Genomic DNA, 20,441 nt, shown 5'->3' with positions numbered 1-20,441 from the left:
GTGTTATCGTTCCTCCCCATACAGCAGGGCGCCCACGTCCGGCTCGACGTCAAACATATTCTGTAGCGCGTCCAGCGTGTCGCGGGCTTCTTCCTCATTAATCATGCTCATGGCAAAACCTACGTGGACCAGCACCCACTGGCCGAGACGCGATGCGCCGGTCTCATCGTGGCTGCCTACCAGCGTCAGGTCGACATCGCGCAGGATGCCGCAGACCTCCACTTTGGCCTGATTGCCGTCGATGGAATGAATTTGTCCGGGGACGCCTATGCACATCGTTCGTTCTCCAGCCAGTTCAGCCAGGCGTCCATCCCGTCGCCGCGCGTGGCGGAAACCAGCAGGATCTCAATGTCCGGATTCACTTCGCGGGCGTAAGCCAGGCACTTATCCACGTCGAAATTCAGGTACGGCAGCAGGTCGACTTTGTTCAGCAGCATGAGGGAGGCGGCGGCAAACATATGCGGATACTTCAGCGGCTTGTCTTCCCCTTCGGTCACGGAGAGTACCGCCACTTTATGCCGCTCGCCGAGGTCGAAGCTTGCCGGGCAGACCAGGTTGCCGACGTTTTCAATGAACAGGATGCCGTTGTTCGCCAGCGGCAGGCGCGGGGCGGCGTCGGCAATCATCTGCGCGTCCAGATGGCACCCTTTCCCGGTGTTGACCTGAATCGCAGGCGTACCGGTTTCGCGGATGCGCGCGGCGTCGTTTACCGTTTGCTGGTCACCTTCGATAACGGCGCAGGAGACACGTTTATTCAGCCGTTTGAGGGTTTCGGTCAGCAGCGTGGTTTTACCGGAGCCGGGGCTGGAGACCAGGTTCAGCACCAGCTGTTCGCGCGCGGCAAAGCGGGCGCGATTGCGGACGGCGAGCTGGTTGTTTTTATCCAGCACATTAATCTCCACCTCCAGCATCTGGCGCTGGCTGATGCCCGGCGCGTGGGTGCCCGCTTCGCCGCGGCCGTAATGCAGGTCACCCGCGTCGGAACGCTGCGGCGCGAAGGTGATGCCGGTCAGTGCCGCCGCGGGACGCGGGGCAGGGGAAAAGGGCGCGGAGCGAAACGCGGAGTGGGGGCGGTGTTCATCCCCTTCGATATACAGGTTGCCTTCAGCGCAACCGCAGGTACTACACATACTTTACTCCTTCTCGATTTCGAGGCGTTGGATCTGCATACCGTCATCCGCCACGATGCGCAGCCCGCTGCTCTGGCACTGCGGACAGCGCTGTACCTTCGATGACAACAGCGTGACGTACTCCTGACACTGTTCGCACCAGCACTCTGCCTGCTGCTCCTCGATATGCAGTGCGCAACCTTCCGCCAGCGTGCCGCGGCACACCAGCTCAAAACAGAAGGTGAGGGCGCTGGTCTCGACGCAGGAAAACGCCCCGACCTTCAGCCAGACGCCGGTCACGCGCTTCGCATGGTTCTGCACAGCCTGCTGTTCGATAAGTTCCAGTGCCCGCTGGCAGAGGGTGATTTCGTGCATGACGCCTCCTTAATGAATTGCCCCTTCAATGCAATAACAGTGCCAGCTTGATTTGCGTTACGGCGTGACGATGTCAACGCTGTCGAAATGACACGTCGACACCGCGGCGGTGACAGTACGTATCTTGTTAAAAGCTATTTAAATCAACAAATTAAAAGCTGGCACGAAAACTGCTTAACAGCCGCTAACTCCATTAACCGGATACCTTTTATGACTATTTGGGAAATTAGCGAAAAAGCGGATTACATCGCGCAACGTCATCAGCAGCTTCAGGATCAGTGGCACCTCTACTGCAACTCTCTGATTCAGGGGATCACCCTGTCAAAAGCCCGTCTGCACCATGCCATGAGCTGCGCGGCGCAGGGGGACATGCGCTTTGTGTTGTTTGGTCACTTCACGATTTTTGTCACCCTGGCGGAGAGCTTCAACAGCCACACCATTGAGTATTACGTTGAGACAAAAGAGGGTGAAAAACAGTGTATTGCGAAAGCTCAACTGATGGCCGACGGCATGGTGGACGGTCACGTCAGCAACCGCGATCGCCAGCAGGTGCTGGAGCACTATCTGGAGAAAATAGCGCCGGTTTATAACGGCCTCTACGCCGCCGTTGAGCACGATCAGCCGATCAACCTGAAACAGCTGATCGACGGAAAATCCTCCGCGAACGTGGCCTGAAAAGCGAGTGTCGAGAAGTGTCGATAAGACAGTTTTTTTTCGTCAAAAATGACCATCACCAGAGGATGACCCGGTGAACCGTTTTGTAATTGCTGACTCGACGGTCTGTATTGGCTGTCGGACCTGTGAGGCGGCGTGCTCGGAAACGCACCGCCTGCACGGGCTACAGTCCATGCCGCGCCTGCGCGTCATGCGTAATGAGAAAGAGTCTGCCCCGCAGCTCTGTCACCACTGTGAAGACGCCCCGTGCGCGGGCGTTTGTCCTGTCAATGCCATCACCCGCGTTGACGGCGCGGTACAGCTGAACGAAAGCCTGTGCGTGAGCTGCAAGCTGTGCGGCATCGCCTGTCCGTTCGGCGCCATTGAGTTTTCCGGCAGCCGTCCGCTGCATATTCCGGCGAATGCCAATACCCCGAAAGCGCCGCCTGCGCCACCGGCTCCGGCACGTGTGAGCACGCTGCTGGACTGGGTGCCGGGCATTCGCGCCGTTGCGGTGAAGTGCGACCTGTGCAGCTTCGATGAGCAGGGTCCGGCCTGCGTGCGGACCTGCCCGACCCGGGCGCTGGTCCTGGTCAACATCCGCGACATCGCTCGCACCAGCAAACGCAAGCGTGAGCTGACCATCAATACCGACGTCGGCGATCTTTCGCTGCTGCGGGCGCTTAACGAGGGGGCGAAATGAACGCGATAGTTATGATGACCAGCGGCGTGGCCTGGTTTGCCGCCGCCGCTGTCCTGGCGCTGCTCCTCGCCTTCCATAAAACGCTGAGCGGCGTGATCGCCGGTATCGGCGGGGCGGTCGGCAGCCTGATGACGCTGGCGGCGGGCGGGGTTGTCCTGATCGACGGGCAATCCGTCGACACCCTCATCCCGCTGATTCACCACGCCGTTGAGCTTACGCCGCTGAACGCCATCTGGCTGATAACCTTTGGCCTGTGCGGGCTGTTTATCAGCCTGTTTAATATCGACTGGCACCGCCATCAGCACACCAAAGCCAACGGCCTGCTGGTTAACCTGTTGATGGCCGCCGCGGTCTGTACCGTTGTCGCCAGCAACCTCGGCGCGCTGGTGGTGATGGCTGAAATCATGGCCCTGTGCGGCGTGTTCCTGACCGGATGCAGCGCCTCCGGCAAGCTGTGGTTTGCGCTCGGACGTCTCGGCACGCTGCTGCTGGCGCTGGCCTGCTGGCTGGTGTGGCAGCGTTTCGGCACGCTGGATTTCGCCGCGCTTAACGGCCAGCCGCTGGGCAACGACGTCTGGCTGTTGAGCGTAGTCGGTTTTGGCCTGCTGGCCGGGATAATCCCGCTGCACGGCTGGGTGCCGCAGGCGCATGCCAATGCCTCAGCCCCGGCCGCTGCGCTGTTCTCCACCGTGGTGATGAAGGTCGGTCTGTTCGGCATCCTGACGATAACCCTGACGGGCGATCGGCCGCCGCTGTGGTGGGGCGTGGCGTTGCTGATTGCGGGGATGATCACCGCGTTCGTCGGTGGCCTCTACGCGCTGATGGAGCACAACATCCAGCGTCTGCTGGCGTACCACACCCTGGAGAACATCGGGATTATCCTGCTCGGCATGGGCGCAGGCGTCACCGGGCTGGCGCTCAACCAGCCGGCGCTGATTGCCGCCGGGTTTATTGGCGGTCTGTATCACCTTATCAACCACAGCCTGTTTAAAAGCACCCTGTTCCTCGGCGCGGGCAGCGTCTGGTTCCGCACCGGGCACCGCGATATTGAGAAGCTCGGCGGGATTGGCAAAAAAATGCCCGTCATTTCGCTGGCGATGCTGGTCGGGCTGATGGCGATGGCTGCGCTGCCGCCGCTGAACGGCTTTGCCGGCGAGTGGGTGATTTATCAATCCTTCTTCGCCCTCGGCCAGAGCGAGGCGTTTATCGGGCGTTTACTCGGCCCGCTGCTGGCGGTGGGCCTGGCGATCACCGGCGCGCTGGCGGTGATGTGTATGGCTAAAGTTTACGGTGTCACCTTCCTGGGCGCGCCGCGCACCCGAGAAGCGGAAAACGCCTGCTGCGCCCCGGTACTGATGACCACCAGCGTGGTCGCGCTGGCGCTGTGCTGCATCGCGGGCGGGGTTGCCGCGCCGTGGCTGCTGCCGCAGCTGGGCCAGGCTATTCCGCTGCCGCTGGTCACGGCGCATACCGTCGTTTCCCAGCCGATGATGGCGCTGCTGCTGATTGCCGCGCCGCTCCTGCCGTTCGTGCTGATGCTGTTCTTCAGACGCGACCGTCTCGCCTCCCGCTCGCGCGGCGCGGCGTGGGCCTGCGGCTACGAACACGAGCAGTCGATGGTCATCACCGCCCACGGTTTCGCCATGCCGGTGAAAGAGAACTTTGCCGCCGTGCTGAAGCTGCGACACTGGCTGAACCCGGTGGGCTGGGTGCCGGGCTGGCAGGGGGCCGCCGTGCCCGTACTGTTCCGCCGCCTGGCGCTGATCGAGCTGGCGGTGCTGGTGGTGATTGTCATTTCACGAGGAGCCTGACATGAGTCTGTTACTGGCAATTCTTCAGGCGCTGGTGCTGTTCGCCGCCGCGCCGCTGCTGTCGGGCATCACGCGCGTGGCGCGCGCCCGGCTGCACAACCGTCGCGGACCTGGCGTGCTCCAGGAGTACCGCGATCTCTTCAAACTGCTCTCCCGTCAGAGCGTCGCGCCGGATGCCGCGGGCTGGGTGTTCCGCCTGACGCCGTTTGTGATGGTGGGCGTGATGCTGACCATCGCCACCGCGCTGCCGGTGGTGACGGTGGCGTCGCCGCTGCCGGTGCTGGGCGATCTGATTACGCTGATCTACCTCTTCGCCATCGCGCGTTTCTTCTTTGCGATTGCGGGCCTGGACACCGGCAGCCCGTTTACGGGTATCGGTGCCAGCCGCGAGGCGATGCTCGGCGTGCTGGTTGAGCCAATTCTGCTGCTGGGGCTGTGGGTCGCCGCGCAGGTTGCAGGCTCGACCCACATCAGTTTCATCACCGACACCGTTTACCACTGGCCGGTTTCACGTTCGCTCCCGCTGGTGCTGGCGCTCTGCGCCTGCGCGTTCGCCACGTTTATCGAGATGGGCAAGCTGCCGTTCGATCTCGCGGAAGCGGAGCAGGAATTACAGGAGGGGCCGCTCACCGAGTACAGCGGCTACGGCTTTGCGGTGCTGAAGTGGGGCATCAGTCTCAAGCAGCTGGTGGTGTTGCAGATGTTCGTCGGCGTTTTCTTCCCGTGGGGGCAGATGACGAACTTCTCTGCGGGCGGCCTGCTGCTGGCCGTGGTGGTGGCTGTGCTCAAGCTGCTTATCGGCGTGCTGGTCATTGCCCTGTTTGAAAACAGCATGGCGCGCCTGCGTTTTGTCGAAACGTCACGCATTACCTGGGCTGGTTTTGGTTTTGCATTTTTAGCGTTCGTCTCCTTGCTGGTGGCGTGATTAAAGAGAGTGTTTATGTCTGAAGAAAAGAAAGGTCAGCAGTATCTCGCCGCGTTGCATCAGGCTTTCCCGGGCGTGGTGCTGGAGGAGTCCTGGCAAACCAAAGACCAGATCACCGTCACCATTAAGGTGAACTATCTGCCGGAAGTGGTGGAGTTTCTCTACTACCAGCAGGGCGGCTGGCTGTCGGTGTTGTTCGGTAACGACGAGCGCCAGCTGTGCGGCAGTTACGCGGTGTACTACGTGATGTCGATGGAGCAGGGCGAGAAGTGCTGGATCACCGTGCGCGTCGAGGTCGACCCGAATAAACCGGAATACCCGTCCGTCACGCCGCGCGTGCCCGCCGCCGTCTGGGGCGAGCGCGAAGTGCGCGACATGTACGGCCTGGTGCCGGTTGGCCTGCCTGACGAGCGTCGCCTGGTGCTGCCGGACGACTGGCCGGATGAACTCTATCCGCTGCGCAAGGACAGCATGGACTACCGCCAGCGCCCAGCCCCAACCACCGACAGCGAAACCTACGAGTTCATCAACGAGCTGGGCAGCAAGAAGAATAACGTGGTGCCGATTGGCCCGCTGCACGTTACCTCTGACGAACCGGGCCACTTCCGCCTGTTCGTCGACGGCGAGAACATTATCGACGCCGACTACCGCCTGTTCTACGTCCACCGCGGCATGGAGAAGCTGGCGGAGACCCGCATGGGCTACAACGAAGTCACGTTTCTTTCTGACCGCGTGTGCGGCATCTGCGGCTTTGCCCACAGCACCGCCTACACCACCTCGGTGGAAAACGGCATGGGGATCGTGGTGCCGGAACGCGCGCAGATGATCCGCGCCATTCTGCTGGAGGTGGAGCGCCTGCACTCGCACCTGCTGAACCTCGGCCTGGCCTGCCATTTCGTCGGATTTGACTCCGGGTTTATGCAGTTCTTCCGCGTGCGCGAGGCGTCGATGAAGATGGCGGAGATCCTTACCGGGGCGCGTAAAACCTACGGCCTGAACCTGATCGGCGGGATCCGCCGCGACCTGCTGAAAGACGACATGATCCAGACCCGCCAGCTGGCGCAGCAGATGCGCCGGGACGTGCAGGAGCTGGTGGATATGCTGCTCAGCACGCCCAACATTGAGCAGCGCACCGTCGGGATTGGTCGTCTTGACCCGGAAATCGCCCGCGACTTCAGTAACGTTGGTCCGATGGTGCGCGCCAGCGGCCACGCCCGCGACACCCGCGCCGATCACCCGTTCGTCGGCTACGGCCTGCTGCCGATGACCGTGCACAGCGAGCAGGGCTGCGACGTCATCTCCCGTCTGAAGGTGCGCATCAACGAGGTGTTCACCGCGCTGAACATGATTGACTACGGACTCGATAACCTGCCGGGCGGCCCGCTGATGGTGGAAGGCTTCACCTACATTCCAAACCGCTTTGCCCTCGGCTTTGCCGAAGCGCCGCGCGGGGACGACATCCACTGGAGCATGACCGGCGACAACCAGAAGCTCTACCGCTGGCGCTGCCGTGCGGCGACCTACGCCAACTGGCCAACCCTGCGCTACATGCTTCGCGGCAACACGGTCTCCGACGCGCCGCTGATCATCGGCAGCCTCGACCCGTGTTACTCCTGCACCGACCGCATGACCGTCGTGGACGTGCGCAAGAAGAAAAGCCAGGTGGTGCCGTACAAAGAGCTTGAGCGCTACAGCATCGAACGTAAGAACTCGCCGCTGAAATAAGGATTCGCCATGTTTACCTTTATCAAAAAAGTGATCAAAACCGGCGCGCAGACCAGCAGTTATCCGCTGGAGCCGATCCCGGTTGATAAAAACTTTCGCGGCAAGCCGGAGCACAACCCGCAGCAGTGCATCGGCTGCGCGGCCTGCGTCAACGCCTGCCCGTCGAATGCCTTAACGGTGGAAACGGACCTGAAAACCGGCGAGCTGGCCTGGCAGTTTAACCTCGGGCGCTGCATCTTCTGCGGCCGCTGCGAGGAGGTCTGCCCGACGGTCGCCATTCGCCTGTCTCAGGAGTACGAGCTGGCGGTGTGGAAAAAAGAGGACTTCCTCCAGCAATCGCGCTTTGCGCTGTGCAACTGCCGCGTCTGCAAGCGTCCGTTCGCCGTGCAAAAAGAGATCGACTACGCCATCGCGCTGCTGAAGCACAACGGCGACGTCCGCGCGGAGCATCACCGTGAAAGCTTCGAAACCTGCCCGGAGTGCAAGCGTCAGAAATGCCTGCTGCCGTCTGACCGCATCGATTTAACCCGCCATATGAGAGAGGCCAGCTGATGGAAAACTTACTCGGCCCGCGCGACGCTAACGGCATTCCGGTGCCGCTGACGGTGGAGGAGTCCATCGCCAGCATGAAGGCGTCGCTGCTGAAAAAAATCAAACGCTCGGCCTACGTCTATCGCGTGGACTGCGGTGGCTGCAACGGCTGCGAGATTGAGATCTTCGCTACGCTGTCGCCGCTGTTTGACGCCGAGCGCTTCGGCATCAAGGTGGTGCCGTCCCCGCGCCACGCGGATATCCTGCTGTTCACCGGCGCGGTCACCCGCGCGATGCGCTCGCCTGCGCTGCGCGCCTGGCAGTCTGCGCCGGATCCGAAAATCTGCATCTCCTACGGCGCCTGCGGCAACAGCGGCGGCATCTTCCACGATCTTTACTGCGTCTGGGGCGGCACCGACAAAATCGTGCCGGTGGACGTCTACATTCCGGGCTGCCCGCCGACGCCCGCCGCCACGCTGTACGGTTTTGCCATGGCGCTCGGCCTGCTGGAGCAGAAGATCCACGCCCGCGAGCCAGGCGAGCTGGACAACCAGCCAGCCACTATCCTGCACCCGGATATGGTGCAACCGCTGCGGGTGAAGATCGACCGCACGGCACGCAGGCTGGCGGGCTACCGCTACGGACGCCAGATTGCCGACGATTATCTGCGTCTGCTCAGCCAGGGCGACCATCAGGTGGCGCGCTGGCTGGAGGCCGAGAACGATCCGCGTCTCAATGAGATCGTGGCGAACCTGAACAACATTGTGGATGAGGCGCGTATCCGATGAGTGAAACGGTGGTGTTCAGCCAGCTGAGCCGTAAGTTTATTGATGAGAACGATGCCACGCCGGATGCGGCGCAGCAGGTGGTCTATTACAGCCTGGCGATTGGGCACCACCTCGGGGTGATCGACTGCCTGGAGGCGGCGTTAACCTGCCCGTGGCCGGAATACCTGGCGTGGATCGCCACGCTGGAGGAGGGCAGTACGGCGCGGCGCAAGATGGAGGGCGTGCCGAAGTATGGCGAGATCGTCATCGACGCCAACCACATTGCGATGCTCGCTAACGCCTTTGACGCGGCGCTGAGCGTACAAACCCCGGCGCAGCAGGCGTGGAGCAAAACGCTGCTCGGCATGCTGCACGATATTCATCAGGAGAGCGCCATCTACCTGATGGTGAGGAGATTACGTGACTGACGTTTTACTGTGTGTCGGCAACAGCATGATGGGCGACGACGGCGCGGGTCCGCTGCTGGCGGAACTGTGCGCCGCAAACCCGCCGGGCAACTGGGTGGTGATTGACGGCGGCAGCGCGCCGGAAAACGACGTGGTCGCCATCCGTGAACTGCATCCGGACAGGCTGTTAATCGTCGATGCCACCGATATGGGGCTTAACCCCGGCGAGATCCGCCTGATTGACCCGGACGACATCGCCGAGATGTTTATGATGACCACCCACAATATGCCGCTGAACTACCTGGTGGATCAGATCAAAGACGACGTGGGCGAGGTGCTGTTTTTGGGCATTCAGCCGGATATTGTCGGGTTTTATTACCCGATGACGCCGCCGGTGAAAGAGGCGGTGGAGGGGGTGTATTCACGGCTTGCAGGGTGGGTTGGGGATGGAGGTTTTTCTCCGCTCTGAGCAGTGCCGGGTGGCGGCTTCGCCTTACCCGGCCTACCAAACCCATCTCCCTCTCCCTGTGGGAGAGGGCTGGGGTGAGGGCAACAGGCTACTCGAGATCCCCCCCGTTACTCGCAATCACCTTCTTATACCATCCGAACGATTTCTTGCGTTTCCGTTCCAGCGTGCCGTTCCCGGCGTCGTCGCGGTCGACGTAGACAAATCCATAGCGCTTGCTCATCTCCCCGGTTGAGGCCGAGACCAGGTCAATGCAGCCCCAGGTGGTGTAGCCCAGCAGCGGAACGCCGTCCTCAATCGCGTCGCCCATCGCGCGGATGTGCTCGCGCAGGTAGCTGATGCGGTAGTCGTCGTTAATCTCACCGTTTTCATCAACGACATCTTTCGCCCCCAGACCGTTTTCCACCAGGAACAGCGGCTTCTGGTAGCGGTCGTACATCATGTTCATAGTGATGCGCAGGCCGAGCGGGTCGATACCCCAGCCCCACTCGCTCACCTGAATGTGCGGGTTGCGCAGGGACTTCACGATGTTCGCCGCGCTGGTGTTGCCCGCGTTCATGTCCGCCGACGCGCAGCGCGAGGCGTAGTAGCTGAACGAGACAAAGTCGACGGTATTTTTCAGCAGTTCGTCATCGCCCGGGTCTTTCACAATCACGACGCCTTTTTCGCGGAACACGCGGGCAGAGTAGGCCGGATAGCTGCCGCGCGCCTGCACGTCGATAAAAAACAGGTTCTCGCGGTCTTTCTCCAGCGCCATCCACACGTCTTCCGGCTTGCAGGAGTAGGGGTAGAAGTTACCGCCCGCCAGCATGCAGCCGACCTGGTTTTCCGGGTTTACCTCGTGGGCAATTTTGGTCGCCAGCGCGCTCGCCACCAGCTCGTGGTGCGCGGCCTGGTATTTCACCTGGTCTTCGTTTTCACCTTCCTCAAACACCAGCCCCGCGCCGGAAAAGGGGCTGTGCAGCATGATGTTGATTTCGTTGAAGGTCAGCCAGTATTTCACCAGCCCGTTAAACTCTTCGAAGCAGGTGCGGGCGTAGCGGGCGAAGAAATCGACCATCTTACGGTTGCGCCAGGAGCCGTACTCCGTCACCAGGTGCATCGGCACGTCGAAGTGGCAGAGGGTCACCAGCGGCTCGATGTTGTACTTTTTGCACTCCTCGAACACCGCGCGGTAGAAGGCAATGCCTTCCTGATTCGGCAGCGGTTCGTCGCCGTTCGGGTAGAGGCGGCTCCAGGCAATCGAGGTGCGGAACACCGTAAAGCCCATCTCCGCCATCAGGGCGATGTCTTCTTTGTAGCGATGGTAAAAATCAATCGCCTCGTGGCTCGGGTAGAATTCGTCGTCCCGCAACGAAAACCGTTTTTCCTTGCCGACTTTTACCGCCAGGCGGTTTGCGCCGTGGGGGATCATATCGACCGTCGTCAGTCCTTTGCCGCCTTCACGGTAAGCCCCTTCACTCTGGTTGGCGGCAAGCGCGCCGCCCCATAAAAATCCTTGTGGAAAAACAGACATTCTTACCTCGCTTTCAGTTTATGCTTCTGCTGCTTTGTTCTGTACCGGTGCGGTTTGCAGGGCGCGTGCTTTTTCGGCTTCGTCTTCTACCGGGATATCCTCAAACCCTAACAGCAGGGTCAGCACAAACGACAGCACCACTGCCAGACCCATCACGCCAAACACCCAGACGATGGTCATCGGGTTGGCCGGGTCGAAGAACTGCACGCTGGTAAACAGCCCCGGCGCCGCCATCGAATGGCTGGCAAGACCGGCTATGCCCGCCACCGCGCCGCAGATAAAGCCGCTGATCAGGCTGGCAATCAGCGGGCGTTTCAGACGGATCGCGACGCCGTACAGGGCCGGTTCAGAGATCCCCGCCATGATGGCGGAGGCCGCCGCCGCCAGCGCCGTCTGGCGCAGCTCCGGGTTTTTCGTTTTCCACGCCACCGCCAGCGACGAACCGCCGAGCGACAGGTTGGCGCCAATTTCCGACGGCATCACCATCCCTTCCTTGCCCGTTTCGGCAATGGTCTGAATGATGGTCGGCGTAAAGACGCGGTGCATCCCGGTCATCACCAGCAGCGGCCACAATGCGCCCATGATCGCCACGGAGAGCCAGCCCAGGTAGCCGTGAATGGTGTAGACCAGCGCGGAGATGGCGCTACCGATCCAGATCCCGAGCGGGCCAATCAGCACGATGGCGAGCGGGGCGGCAATCAGCACGATCAGCATCGGCTTGAGGAAGTTTTTCGTCACCGCCGGGGTAATGCGATCCACCCAGCGTTCGATGTACGACAGGCACCAGGTCATCACCAGCGCCGGGATAACGGTATAGGTGTATTTCACCGCCGTCACCGGAATGAACGCGAACTCAACGTGCTCGCCCTGCGCGGCCTTGGCCATCAGCTCGATAAAGCTCGGGTGAACCAGCACGCCCGCGATGGCGATTGCCAGGGACATGTTGGTTTTGAACTTCACCGCTGCGGAAGCCGCCACCATCAGCGGCAGGAAGAAGAACGCGCCGTCGCCGATAACGGTCAGGATCGTCAGCGTCGGGTCACCTTTGCCCAGCACGCCGGTCATCTCAAGGATCATCGCCAGCAGCTTGACCATCGACCCGCCGATGATCGCCGGGATCAGCGGAGACATAGTGCCGATCAGCGCGTCGAGGATCCCGGCGCCAATCCGGCGCAGCGTGAGCTTCTGTGGACCTTCCGCTACGGCAGGTTGCAGGTTAGCGGGCAGCAGGCTCACCACTTCACGGTATGCCTGGGACACGGTGTTGCCGATGATCACCTGGCACTGGTTGTCGTTGCGCACCACGCCGAGCACGCCGCTGATGCTTTTCAGGCGCGCGGTGTCGGTAAGGCTTTCGTCTTTCAGAACGAAGCGCAGGCGCGTCATGCAGTGGGTGACGGCGACGATGTTCTCTTTACCGCCCAGCGCGCTAACAACGTCGTTTGCCAGCGCAGCGTAATTTTTTGCCATCGGATGTGATCCTGTTATCGTTGTGAGAAGTGTAGGAAACCGGTTTCACATAATCATCATGAGTTTCTTTTAATGAAACAAGATCACTTTTTATTCATTTTTTCGTTTCGTGATGACGATCACTCGTGGCCGTAAAAAGCGTGATAACGTCGCTGCGACAATTTTTCTGCGGTGAAGTACACTGCGGCTCATCGGTTTTGAATGGAATAACACTATGACCACCATGCTGGAAGTGGCGAAGCGGGCAGGCGTGTCGAAAGCGACGGTCTCCCGGGTGCTGTCGGGGAACGGTTACGTCAGCCAGGAGACGAAAGACCGCGTGTTTCAGGCCATCGAAGAAAGCGGGTATCGCCCCAATCTGCTGGCGCGAAACCTGGCGACCAAACGCACCCAGACCCTGGGGCTGGTGGTGACAAACACCCTGTACCATGGGGTCTACTTTAGCGAGCTGCTGTTTAACGCCGCGCGGATGACGGAAGAGAAGGGGCGTCAGCTGATCCTGGCGGACGGCAAGCACAGCGCCGAAGAGGAGCGCGAGGCGATCCAGTATCTGCTCGACATGCGCTGCGACGCGGTGATCATCTACCCGCGTTTTCTGAGCGTGGAAGCGCTGGACGAGATCATTGAGAAATGCGAGCAGCCGATTATGGTGCTCAACCGCCGTTTGCGGAAAAACAGCAGCCACAGCGTCTGGTCCGATCATAAAGCGTCGTGTCAGGACGCGGTATCGCAGCTGATCGCGAAAGGCCACCGGGAGATTGCGTTTATCACCGGTTCGCTGGATTCACCCACCGGGGTGGAGCGTCTTTCCGGTTACAGGGAGGCGCTGGCGCAGCACGGGATTGCAGTTCGTGACGCGCTGGTCGCCGAAGGGAAGTGGAGCCCGGCCAGCGGCGCGGCGGCGGTCTCTCAGCTGCTCACCCGCGGCGAAGCGTTTACCGCGCTGGTGGCGAGTAACGACGATATGGCGATTGGCGCCATCAGGCAGTTGCACGAGAGCGGCGTCGCCACGCCGGGCGCGGTGTCCGTCATCGGCTTTGACGACGTGGCAATCGCGCCCTATATCGTGCCGTCCCTCTCCAGCGTGCGTATTCCGGTAACGGAGATGATCCAGGAGACCATCAGCCGCCTGATTTTCATGCTCGACGGCGGTGAGTTTAAGCTTCAGCAAACCTTCTCCGGCGAGCTTATCCTGCGCGACTCCGTTATTGACGGCCCGCATCGCTGACGTCGACATCTGTCATCGTCACTAATGACGATGACAGAACTACTTCTTTTTATTTCGCTTTAAAATCAACGCATTAAATATTGGCACGGTTTATGAATAGCTTCGCGCATAACAGTTATGCCGGAGAAGCAGATGAACCGTTTTATTATGGCCGATGCCAGCAAATGCATTGGTTGCCGTACCTGTGAAGTGGCGTGCGTGGTGTCCCATCAGGCAGAGCAGGATTGCGCCTCTCTCACCCCTGATACCTTTCTGCCGCGCATCCACGTCATTAAAGGCGTGAATATTTCTACCGCCGCTATCTGTCGCCAGTGTGAAGACGCGCCGTGCGCCAACGTCTGTCCGAACGGGGCGATTAAGCGCGAGAAAGGCTTCGTGCATGTGATGCAGGAGCGCTGCATCGGGTGCAAAACCTGTGTGGTGGCGTGTCCGTATGGCGCGATGGAGGTGGTGGTTCGCCCGGTGGTTCGCAACAGCGGTATCGGGCTGAGCGTGCGCGCGGAGAAAGCCGAAGCCAATAAATGTGACCTCTGCTACCACCGCGACGCCGGTCCGGCGTGTATGGAAGCCTGTCCGACGCATGCGCTGGTCTGCGTCGATCGAGACAAGCTCGAACAGATGAGTGCCGAAAAACGTCGCCGCGCGGCGTTCGACACCTCGTCATCACTGCTGTTCTGAACCGTATGAGCAGCAACGGCGTTCAGCTGCGGGTGCGCGGCAAGGTGCAGGGCGTGGGGTTTCGGCCCTTCGTCTGGCAGCTGGCGCACCGGCTGAAGCTTGTGGGCGATGTCTGCAACGACGGAGAGGGTGTCCTGGTGCGTCTCGCGGGTAATGGGGGGGACTTTACCGCGAGGCTGCGCCAGGACTGCCCACCGCTGGCGCGCATCGATCGCGTTGAAACGCAGCCGTACAGCTGGAATACGCTGCCGGACGAGTTTGTCATCCGCCACAGCGAGAGTGGGGCGATGGACACGCAAATCGTCCCGGATGCCGCCACCTGTCCCGCGTGCCTGGCGGAGATGCGCGATCCCCGCGAACGTCGCTACCGCTACCCCTTTATCAACTGCACCCACTGCGGGCCGCGGTTTACCATTATCCGCGCCATGCCCTATGACCGCCCGGCCACGTCAATGGCGCCATTCCCGCTCTGTATGCCCTGTGAAACGGAGTACCGCAACCCGGCTGACCGGCGTTTTCACGCCCAGCCAGTGGCCTGCCCGGACTGCGGGCCGCAGCTGGAGTGGCGAGCCGGGGAGGCTACCGCCACCCGCGAATCGGCGTTAAGCACGGCGGTGGCGATGCTGGAAGGCGGCGGGATTGTGGCGGTCAAAGGGCTGGGCGGTTTTCACCTGGTCTGCGACGCGCTTAACCCGCAGGCGATTCGGAAATTGCGGGCACGCAAGCAGCGCCCGACCAGGCCGCTGGCGGTGATGATCCCGCATGCGAACGATCTGCCGAAGACCATCCAGACGCTGTTACGTTCACCCGCTGCGCCGATTATGCTGACGCCAAAAGCCTGCCTTCCAGCGTTTCCTGAGGAGATTGCGCCGGGGCTGAATACGGTTGGTGTGATGTTGCCTGCGAACCCGCTCCAGCATTTGCTGATGCTGGACTGTCAGCGTCCGCTGGTGATGACCTCCGCCAACCTCAGTGGCCATCCACCCGCCATAAGCAACCAGCAGGCGCTGGAAGAACTCAGTGACATCGCTGACGGCTTCCTGCTGCACAACCGCGACATCCTGCAACGGATGGATGATTCAGTGATGGACCAGGAGGGCACGATGCTGCGTCGCGCACGCGGTTTTGTGCCGGATGCCATCACATTGCCCGCCGGATTCCGCGACATCCCGCCCATGTTATGCACCGGCGCGGAGATGAAAAATACCTTCTGCCTGGTACGTGGCAACCAGGCGGTGCTGAGCCAGCATTTTGGCGATCTGAGCGACGAGGGCGTAGAGGCGCAGTGGCGCAGTGCGCTCTCGACGATGCAGGAGATCTACGCTTTCCAGCCAGAGCGTGTGGTGTGCGATGCCCATCCGGGATATCACGCCCGACAGTGGGCCCGGACGCAGGCGCTGCCCGTTGAGACCGTGCTGCATCATCATGCGCATGCGGCAGCGTGTCTGGCGGAGAACGGCTGGCCGCTCGACGGCGGGGATGTTATTGCCCTGACGCTGGACGGGATCGGCATGGGCGAGAACGGCGCGCTGTGGGGCGGCGAGTGCCTGCGGGTGAACTATCGCGACTGCGAACGGCTGGGCGGTCTGCCAGCCGTTGCGCTGCCGGGGGGCGATCTGGCGGCAAAACAGCCGTGGCGCAATTTGCTCGCCCACTGTCTGGCGTTCGTACCTGACTGGCAGCAGTACCCGGAAACTGAGGTGGTACAGCGTCAAAACTGGCCGCTGCTGGCAACGGCGGTGTCGCGCGGTATCAATGCGCCGCGGGCCTCCTCCTGTGGTCGTCTGTTCGACGCCGTGGCCTGTGCGCTGGGCATTGAAACGCAACGCTATGAGGGCGAAGCCGCGTGCCGGCTGGAGGCGCTGGCCGAACGCTGTGCAGGGGTTGATCATCCGGTGACGCTCCAGACGGATAACCTTGCGCTGTTCTGGCAGCAGTGGCTGGCCTGGCGGGCGGAGCCCGGCGAGCGCGCCTGGGCCTTTCACGATGCGCTGGCAAAAGGGCTGAGCGAACTGGCGGCAACGCATGCCCGCCGACGGTCGCTCTCTACGGTGTGCTTCAGCGGCGGCGTCCTTCACAACCGCCTGCTGCGCGCGCGCCTTCGTCATTACCTTTCTGATTTCACGCTTCTTTTTCCTTCGCGCCTGCCCGCAGGTGACGGAGCGATCTCCTTCGGGCAGGCGGTGGTTGCTGCCGCCCGATCATGTTTACAAAGGACTTAAAATGTTACGACTGTTACGCAATGAACCTCGTGCAGCGTGCCTGCTGCTGGCTCTCGGGATGGCTAACCTGCTGGCCTGGGGGCTGGCGTGGCACACCTTTAGCGACAGTACGGCGCTGATGGCGGCCAGCCTGCTGGCCTGGTGTTACGGACTGCGTCATGCGGTGGATGCCGACCATATCGCCGCGATTGATACCGTGACGCGTAAGATGATGCAGCAGGGCAAGCGCCCGTCCGGCGTGGGCGCATGGTTTTCCCTCGGACACTCCACCATTGTGGTGCTGGCCTCCATTGCTATCGCCGCTACCGCCACGGCGTTTCAGAAAAACATGGCATGGTTCCACGAAACCGGCAGCCTGATTGGCACCGCCGTCTCCGCCACCTTCCTGCTGGCGATGGCGCTGGTGAATATGGTGATCCTGCGCGGCGTCTGGCGCAGTTTTCAGGCACTGAAACACGGCAGGCCGGCGCAGGGCGACATCACGCTGCCTGCACAGGGTGGCGTCATGAACTGGCTGTTCGGCAAAACCTTCCGCCTCGTCAATAAAAGCTGGCAGATGTACCTGGTCGGTTTCCTGTTTGGCCTCGGCTTTGATACGGCCACCGAAATCGGCGTGCTGGGGATCTCCGCCGCCAGCGCCTCCAGCGGGATGTCGGTGTGGTCGATCATGATCTTCCCGGCGCTCTTCGCCAGCGGCATGGCGCTGGTGGATACGCTCGATAACCTGCTGATGGTGGGTGCCTACGGCTGGGCGTTTAACAAGCCGCAGCGCAAGCTGTACTACAACATGACCATCACCGGCACTTCGGTGGTGGTGGCGCTGTTTATCGGCGGCCTGGAAGCGCTGGGTCTGCTGATGGACAAGTTCTCCCTCAGCGGCGGCGTGTGGGATCTGATTGGCGCGGTGAACGATAACCTGGGCGATGCCGGATTTGTGGTGGTCGGGCTGTTTGTCGCCTGCTGGCTGATCTCGATGGCGAACTACCGCTGGCGCGGTTATGACGCGCTGGTGGTGCGCTCCTGACGCTGAAAGGGTAGCCATAAAAAAAGCCCCGGGACATCGGGGCGGTGGATAATAAAATCCAAAGGTTAAGTAAGCGTGGCAGTACTGTAGGCCGGGTAAGCGGAGCGCCGCCCGGCATGACGAGGGTTAAGCAGGTAACGATTTCAGCAGCGCGAAGGCCTCCTTCATTCTGTCTTCGCTGACCACAAAGGCGCGCATCTGACCGGCAGTATCGGTGCCGCGCGCCACCATGCCCTGAGGCGAAAGGGCAATCTGCCAGTCCAGATCCTGACGCTGCGTTTCACCTGCGAGATGCAGCGGTAGTTCCGGCGTTTTTACCTTCACCAGCATGGCGGGTAATTTCACCGGGGCGTTACCGTCGAGCAGGTTTTTCGCCAGGAACATGGCGCTTAACTGAATCGGTTGCAGGAACGGCAGCACCTGGCCGTTAATTTCCGCGCAGTCGCCCAGGGCATAAATATCCGGCTGGGTGGTTTGCAGGTAGCTGTCCACCTTCACGCCGCGATTGATCTCTGCGCCCGCGCGGTGCGCCAGCGCGGTTTCCGGGCGCAACCCCGTCGCCGCAATTACCACATCCACTTCCACGCTGCGGTTGCGGTCGAGCGTCGCACAAATGCCGGTTTCGGTTTTGCTCAGGCTCTGCAACTGCGATTTCAGCAGCAGATGCACGCCCATGTCGGTCAGACGATGCTGTAAGCGACTGCTTACTTCTGCCGGCATCAGCGCTGACAGAATGCTGGCCGCGTGGTCAACCAGGGTGACGGATTTTCCCGCCCGGCAGAAGTCCATCGCCAGCTCGGTGCCAATCAGCCCGCCGCCGACAATCATCACCCGCGTGGCGTCGCGTAACAGGGTCTCGCTGGCCTGATACTCCTGCTGGCTGTTGAGCGTGACCATTAGTTCGCGGCCCTCAACCGGCGGCACAAACGCCGATGCCCCCGTCGCCAGCACCAGCTTGTCGTAGTGCCAGGTTTTATCTTTCGCGTTCACCACGTGGGCGTCGGCGTCGATATCAGTGACCCAGGTGTACGGAAACAGACGCAGGTTAAACTGTTCTGCAAACTCCCCCGCCGTCTGGCGGGTGAGATCGTCGGCGCGCTGATTCTGGCTAATGACGTGGCTTAAATCAGGCTTGTTGTACTCATCCATGCTGTCGGCGGCGATTAACGTCAACGGCACGTTAGCATCCTGTTTGCGGATATTTTTCACCAGCTGGCGGGCGGCAAAGCCCGAGCCGATAATGACGATGCCGTGGCTCATTTTGCCTCCGTTGCCAGTTCATCAAAGACGTCTTTCCCGAGGGAACATTCCGGGCAGAGGAAGTTGTCCGGCACCTCGCTCCATGGCGTACCCGGCGCGACATCCTGCAACGGCTCGCCCAGCTCAGGATCGTAAATCCACTGGCAGACGCTGCACTGCATGCAAGGGCCGAGGTCGGCAGCGGCAGGAGCGGCTTCTGCTACGGCTTCCGGCGCAACAGCCGCGGCGGGTGCGGTTTCCGGCAGTGGCGCAAGCGCCCACTGGCGGGCAATGTCGCGACCGTGCTGTCGACAGATTTCCAGCGCGTCGAGATCCGGACGCCATTTCGCCTTCAGGCTCAGGGACATCTCAAAACCGGCATCCTGTAAACGGGTGGAGAGACGGTCTACCGCGCCGCCGCTCCAGCCGTGTGAACCAAAGGCGCTGGCGCGTTTGTTACGGAAGCGCAGGCCGGTCATCTCTTCCACCAGTCCGGCAATTTTCGGCATCATCACGTTATTCATGGTGGAGGTACCCACCAGCACGCCTTTGGAGCGGAAGACGTTGGTCAATACCTCATTCTTATCGCTGCGCGCCACGTTGAAGATTTTCACCGCCACGTTCGGGTCAACTTCGTTGATGCCCTGGGCAATGGCGTCCGCCATCATGCGGGTGTTGTTGGACATGGTGTCGTAGAAGATCGTAATGCGGTCTTCCTGATAATCCGCCGCCCATTTCAGGTACAGTTCGACAATCTGGGTTGGATTTTCACGCCATACCACGCCGTGGGAGGTGGCAATCATATCCACCGGCAGGTTGAAGCCGAGGATCTCGGTGATTTTTGGCGTGACCAGACGGCTGAACGGGGTCAGGATGTTGGCGTAGTAGCGTTGGCACTGTTCGAACAGCTCGGTCTGATCCACTTCGTCGTTGAACAGACGTTCGTCGCAGTAGTGCTGGCCGAAGGCGTCGTTACTGAACAGCACCGCGTCACCGGTCATGTAGGTCATCATGCTGTCCGGCCAGTGCAGCATTGGGGTTTCCACGAAGATCAGCTGTTTGCCGTTGCCGATATCCAGCGTGTCGCCGGTTTTCACAGTGTGGAAGTTCCACTCCGGATGGTGGTGGTGGCCGTTGATGGAGTCAATGGCGTTAGTGGTGCAGTAGATCGGGGTATCCGGAATGTGGGACATCAGCTCGGTCAGCGCCCCGGCATGATCCTCTTCCGCGTGGTTGATGATAATGTAGTCGATCTCATTCAGATCGATTTCGCTGCGCAGGTTCTGCACGAACTCGCGGCTGAATTTGTGATCGACGGTATCGATCAGGACGTTTTTACCTTCACGAATGAGATAGCTGTTGTAGCTGCTGCCGCGCAGCGTTTTGTATTCCGTCCCGTGAAAATCACGTACTTCCCAGTCACGTTGACCCACCCAATGAATGTTATTTTTAACCAGAATAGACATAGCAACCTCAACTTAATACGGCGTTTTCAAATAAGATGACTGTCATATATCAAGTTGCGTGCCAACTTTTTAAATTATTGAAAATAATGGATTTATATTTTGATGCTCCCAAATAGGTAGTCATT

The 20,441-nt window shown here is 60.8% G+C and carries 20 protein-coding genes; 13 read left to right on the top strand and 7 right to left on the bottom strand.

Annotation, left to right across the window (positions count from 1 at the left end; genetic code table 11):
* Positions 1-3: 3 nt before the first annotated feature.
* Genes BFV63_RS17340 through hypA form a run of 3 tightly spaced genes read right to left on the bottom strand, consistent with a single transcriptional unit; the run spans position 4 to position 1,484 of the window.
* Positions 4-276 carry a HypC/HybG/HupF family hydrogenase formation chaperone gene (locus BFV63_RS17340; RefSeq protein ID WP_048241998.1) on the bottom strand — a complete coding sequence of 91 codons (273 nt, stop codon included), beginning with the start codon at positions 274-276 and terminating at the stop codon, positions 4-6.
* On the bottom strand, positions 267-1,130 hold the full coding sequence (gene hypB / locus BFV63_RS17335; RefSeq protein ID WP_023323665.1) for a hydrogenase nickel incorporation protein HypB: 864 nt from the start codon (positions 1,128-1,130) through the stop codon (positions 267-269). Before hypB ends, BFV63_RS17340 begins: the two co-directional genes overlap by 10 nt.
* Positions 1,131-1,133: 3 nt before the next feature.
* A complete protein-coding gene (hypA, locus tag BFV63_RS17330) occupies positions 1,134-1,484 on the bottom strand; it encodes a hydrogenase maturation nickel metallochaperone HypA (RefSeq protein ID WP_022651745.1) in 351 nt (116 codons plus the stop codon).
* A gap of 210 nt (positions 1,485-1,694) precedes the next feature.
* Here hypA and hycA point away from each other — a divergent pair, with 210 nt between their 5' ends.
* The 9 genes from hycA (at position 1,695) to hycI (ending at position 9,476) form a co-directional block, all read left to right on the top strand.
* Positions 1,695-2,159 (top strand): formate hydrogenlyase regulator HycA, encoded by a 465-nt coding sequence (gene hycA / locus BFV63_RS17325; protein ID WP_022651744.1) that lies wholly within the window; start codon positions 1,695-1,697, stop codon positions 2,157-2,159.
* 73 nt (positions 2,160-2,232) lie between these two features.
* Positions 2,233-2,841 (top strand): 4Fe-4S dicluster domain-containing protein, encoded by a 609-nt coding sequence (locus BFV63_RS17320; RefSeq protein WP_017692772.1) that lies wholly within the window; start codon positions 2,233-2,235, stop codon positions 2,839-2,841.
* A complete protein-coding gene (gene hycC, locus BFV63_RS17315; RefSeq protein ID WP_045350947.1) occupies positions 2,838-4,652 on the top strand; it encodes a formate hydrogenlyase subunit 3 in 1,815 nt (604 codons plus the stop codon). Before BFV63_RS17320 ends, hycC begins: the two co-directional genes overlap by 4 nt.
* 1 nt (position 4,653) lies before the next feature.
* Positions 4,654-5,577 carry a respiratory chain complex I subunit 1 family protein gene (locus BFV63_RS17310; RefSeq protein ID WP_045346945.1) on the top strand — a complete coding sequence of 308 codons (924 nt, stop codon included), beginning with the start codon at positions 4,654-4,656 and terminating at the stop codon, positions 5,575-5,577.
* A 15-nt stretch (positions 5,578-5,592) separates the two neighbouring features.
* The gene (gene hycE, locus BFV63_RS17305; RefSeq protein ID WP_022651741.1) at positions 5,593-7,302 is read left to right on the top strand and encodes a formate hydrogenlyase subunit HycE; all 1,710 of its coding nucleotides are present in this window, start codon (positions 5,593-5,595) and stop codon (positions 7,300-7,302) included.
* A 9-nt stretch (positions 7,303-7,311) separates the two neighbouring features.
* Positions 7,312-7,854 carry a formate hydrogenlyase complex iron-sulfur subunit gene (locus BFV63_RS17300; RefSeq protein ID WP_003862138.1) on the top strand — a complete coding sequence of 181 codons (543 nt, stop codon included), beginning with the start codon at positions 7,312-7,314 and terminating at the stop codon, positions 7,852-7,854.
* Positions 7,854-8,621, top strand: a complete 768-nt coding sequence (locus BFV63_RS17295) for an NADH-quinone oxidoreductase subunit B family protein (RefSeq protein WP_003862141.1) — start codon at positions 7,854-7,856, stop codon at positions 8,619-8,621. Before BFV63_RS17300 ends, BFV63_RS17295 begins: the two co-directional genes overlap by 1 nt.
* Positions 8,618-9,028 carry a formate hydrogenlyase maturation HycH family protein gene (locus tag BFV63_RS17290; protein WP_003862143.1) on the top strand — a complete coding sequence of 137 codons (411 nt, stop codon included), beginning with the start codon at positions 8,618-8,620 and terminating at the stop codon, positions 9,026-9,028. Before BFV63_RS17295 ends, BFV63_RS17290 begins: the two co-directional genes overlap by 4 nt.
* Positions 9,021-9,476 (top strand): hydrogenase maturation peptidase HycI, encoded by a 456-nt coding sequence (gene hycI, locus BFV63_RS17285; RefSeq protein WP_003862145.1) that lies wholly within the window; start codon positions 9,021-9,023, stop codon positions 9,474-9,476. The genes BFV63_RS17290 and hycI overlap by 8 nt, the downstream gene beginning before the upstream one ends.
* 88 nt (positions 9,477-9,564) lie before the next feature.
* On the opposite strand, the gene BFV63_RS17280 is transcribed toward hycI, so the two are convergent.
* Together BFV63_RS17280 and ascF are read right to left on the bottom strand one after the other, a co-directional pair.
* Entirely contained in the window at positions 9,565-10,989 is a 1,425-nt protein-coding gene (locus tag BFV63_RS17280; RefSeq protein ID WP_023314720.1) for a 6-phospho-beta-glucosidase, read from the bottom strand.
* A gap of 18 nt (positions 10,990-11,007) precedes the next feature.
* Positions 11,008-12,459 carry a PTS cellobiose/arbutin/salicin transporter subunit IIBC gene (gene ascF, locus BFV63_RS17275; RefSeq protein WP_057059259.1) on the bottom strand — a complete coding sequence of 484 codons (1,452 nt, stop codon included), beginning with the start codon at positions 12,457-12,459 and terminating at the stop codon, positions 11,008-11,010.
* A gap of 214 nt (positions 12,460-12,673) precedes the next feature.
* Here ascF and BFV63_RS17270 point away from each other — a divergent pair, with 214 nt between their 5' ends.
* From BFV63_RS17270 to BFV63_RS17255, 4 genes are all read left to right on the top strand, one after another.
* Positions 12,674-13,687 (top strand): LacI family DNA-binding transcriptional regulator, encoded by a 1,014-nt coding sequence (locus tag BFV63_RS17270; protein WP_048241991.1) that lies wholly within the window; start codon positions 12,674-12,676, stop codon positions 13,685-13,687.
* 132 nt (positions 13,688-13,819) lie between these two features.
* Positions 13,820-14,365: an electron transport protein HydN gene (hydN, locus tag BFV63_RS17265; protein ID WP_017382793.1), complete on the top strand. Its 546-nt coding sequence runs from the start codon at positions 13,820-13,822 to the stop codon at positions 14,363-14,365.
* Positions 14,366-14,370: 5 nt separating this feature from the next.
* On the top strand, positions 14,371-16,587 hold the full coding sequence (hypF, locus tag BFV63_RS17260; protein ID WP_057059260.1) for a carbamoyltransferase HypF: 2,217 nt from the start codon (positions 14,371-14,373) through the stop codon (positions 16,585-16,587).
* Position 16,588: 1 nt separating this feature from the next.
* On the top strand, positions 16,589-17,611 hold the full coding sequence (locus BFV63_RS17255) for a HoxN/HupN/NixA family nickel/cobalt transporter (protein ID WP_023314717.1): 1,023 nt from the start codon (positions 16,589-16,591) through the stop codon (positions 17,609-17,611).
* A 126-nt stretch (positions 17,612-17,737) separates the two neighbouring features.
* Here BFV63_RS17255 and norW read toward each other — a convergent pair whose 3' ends face one another.
* Entirely contained in the window at positions 17,738-18,871 is a 1,134-nt protein-coding gene (norW, locus tag BFV63_RS17250) for an NADH:flavorubredoxin reductase NorW (RefSeq protein WP_069597578.1), read from the bottom strand.
* Positions 18,868-20,316 (bottom strand): anaerobic nitric oxide reductase flavorubredoxin, encoded by a 1,449-nt coding sequence (gene norV, locus BFV63_RS17245; protein ID WP_022651734.1) that lies wholly within the window; start codon positions 20,314-20,316, stop codon positions 18,868-18,870. Before norV ends, norW begins: the two co-directional genes overlap by 4 nt.
* Between the last annotated feature and the right edge of the window lie 125 nt (positions 20,317-20,441).

This window comes from Enterobacter hormaechei subsp. xiangfangensis, assembly GCF_001729785.1.
GTDB lineage: Bacteria > Pseudomonadota > Gammaproteobacteria > Enterobacterales > Enterobacteriaceae > Enterobacter > Enterobacter hormaechei_C.
This window is presented reverse-complemented; position numbering and strand designations above follow the sequence as displayed.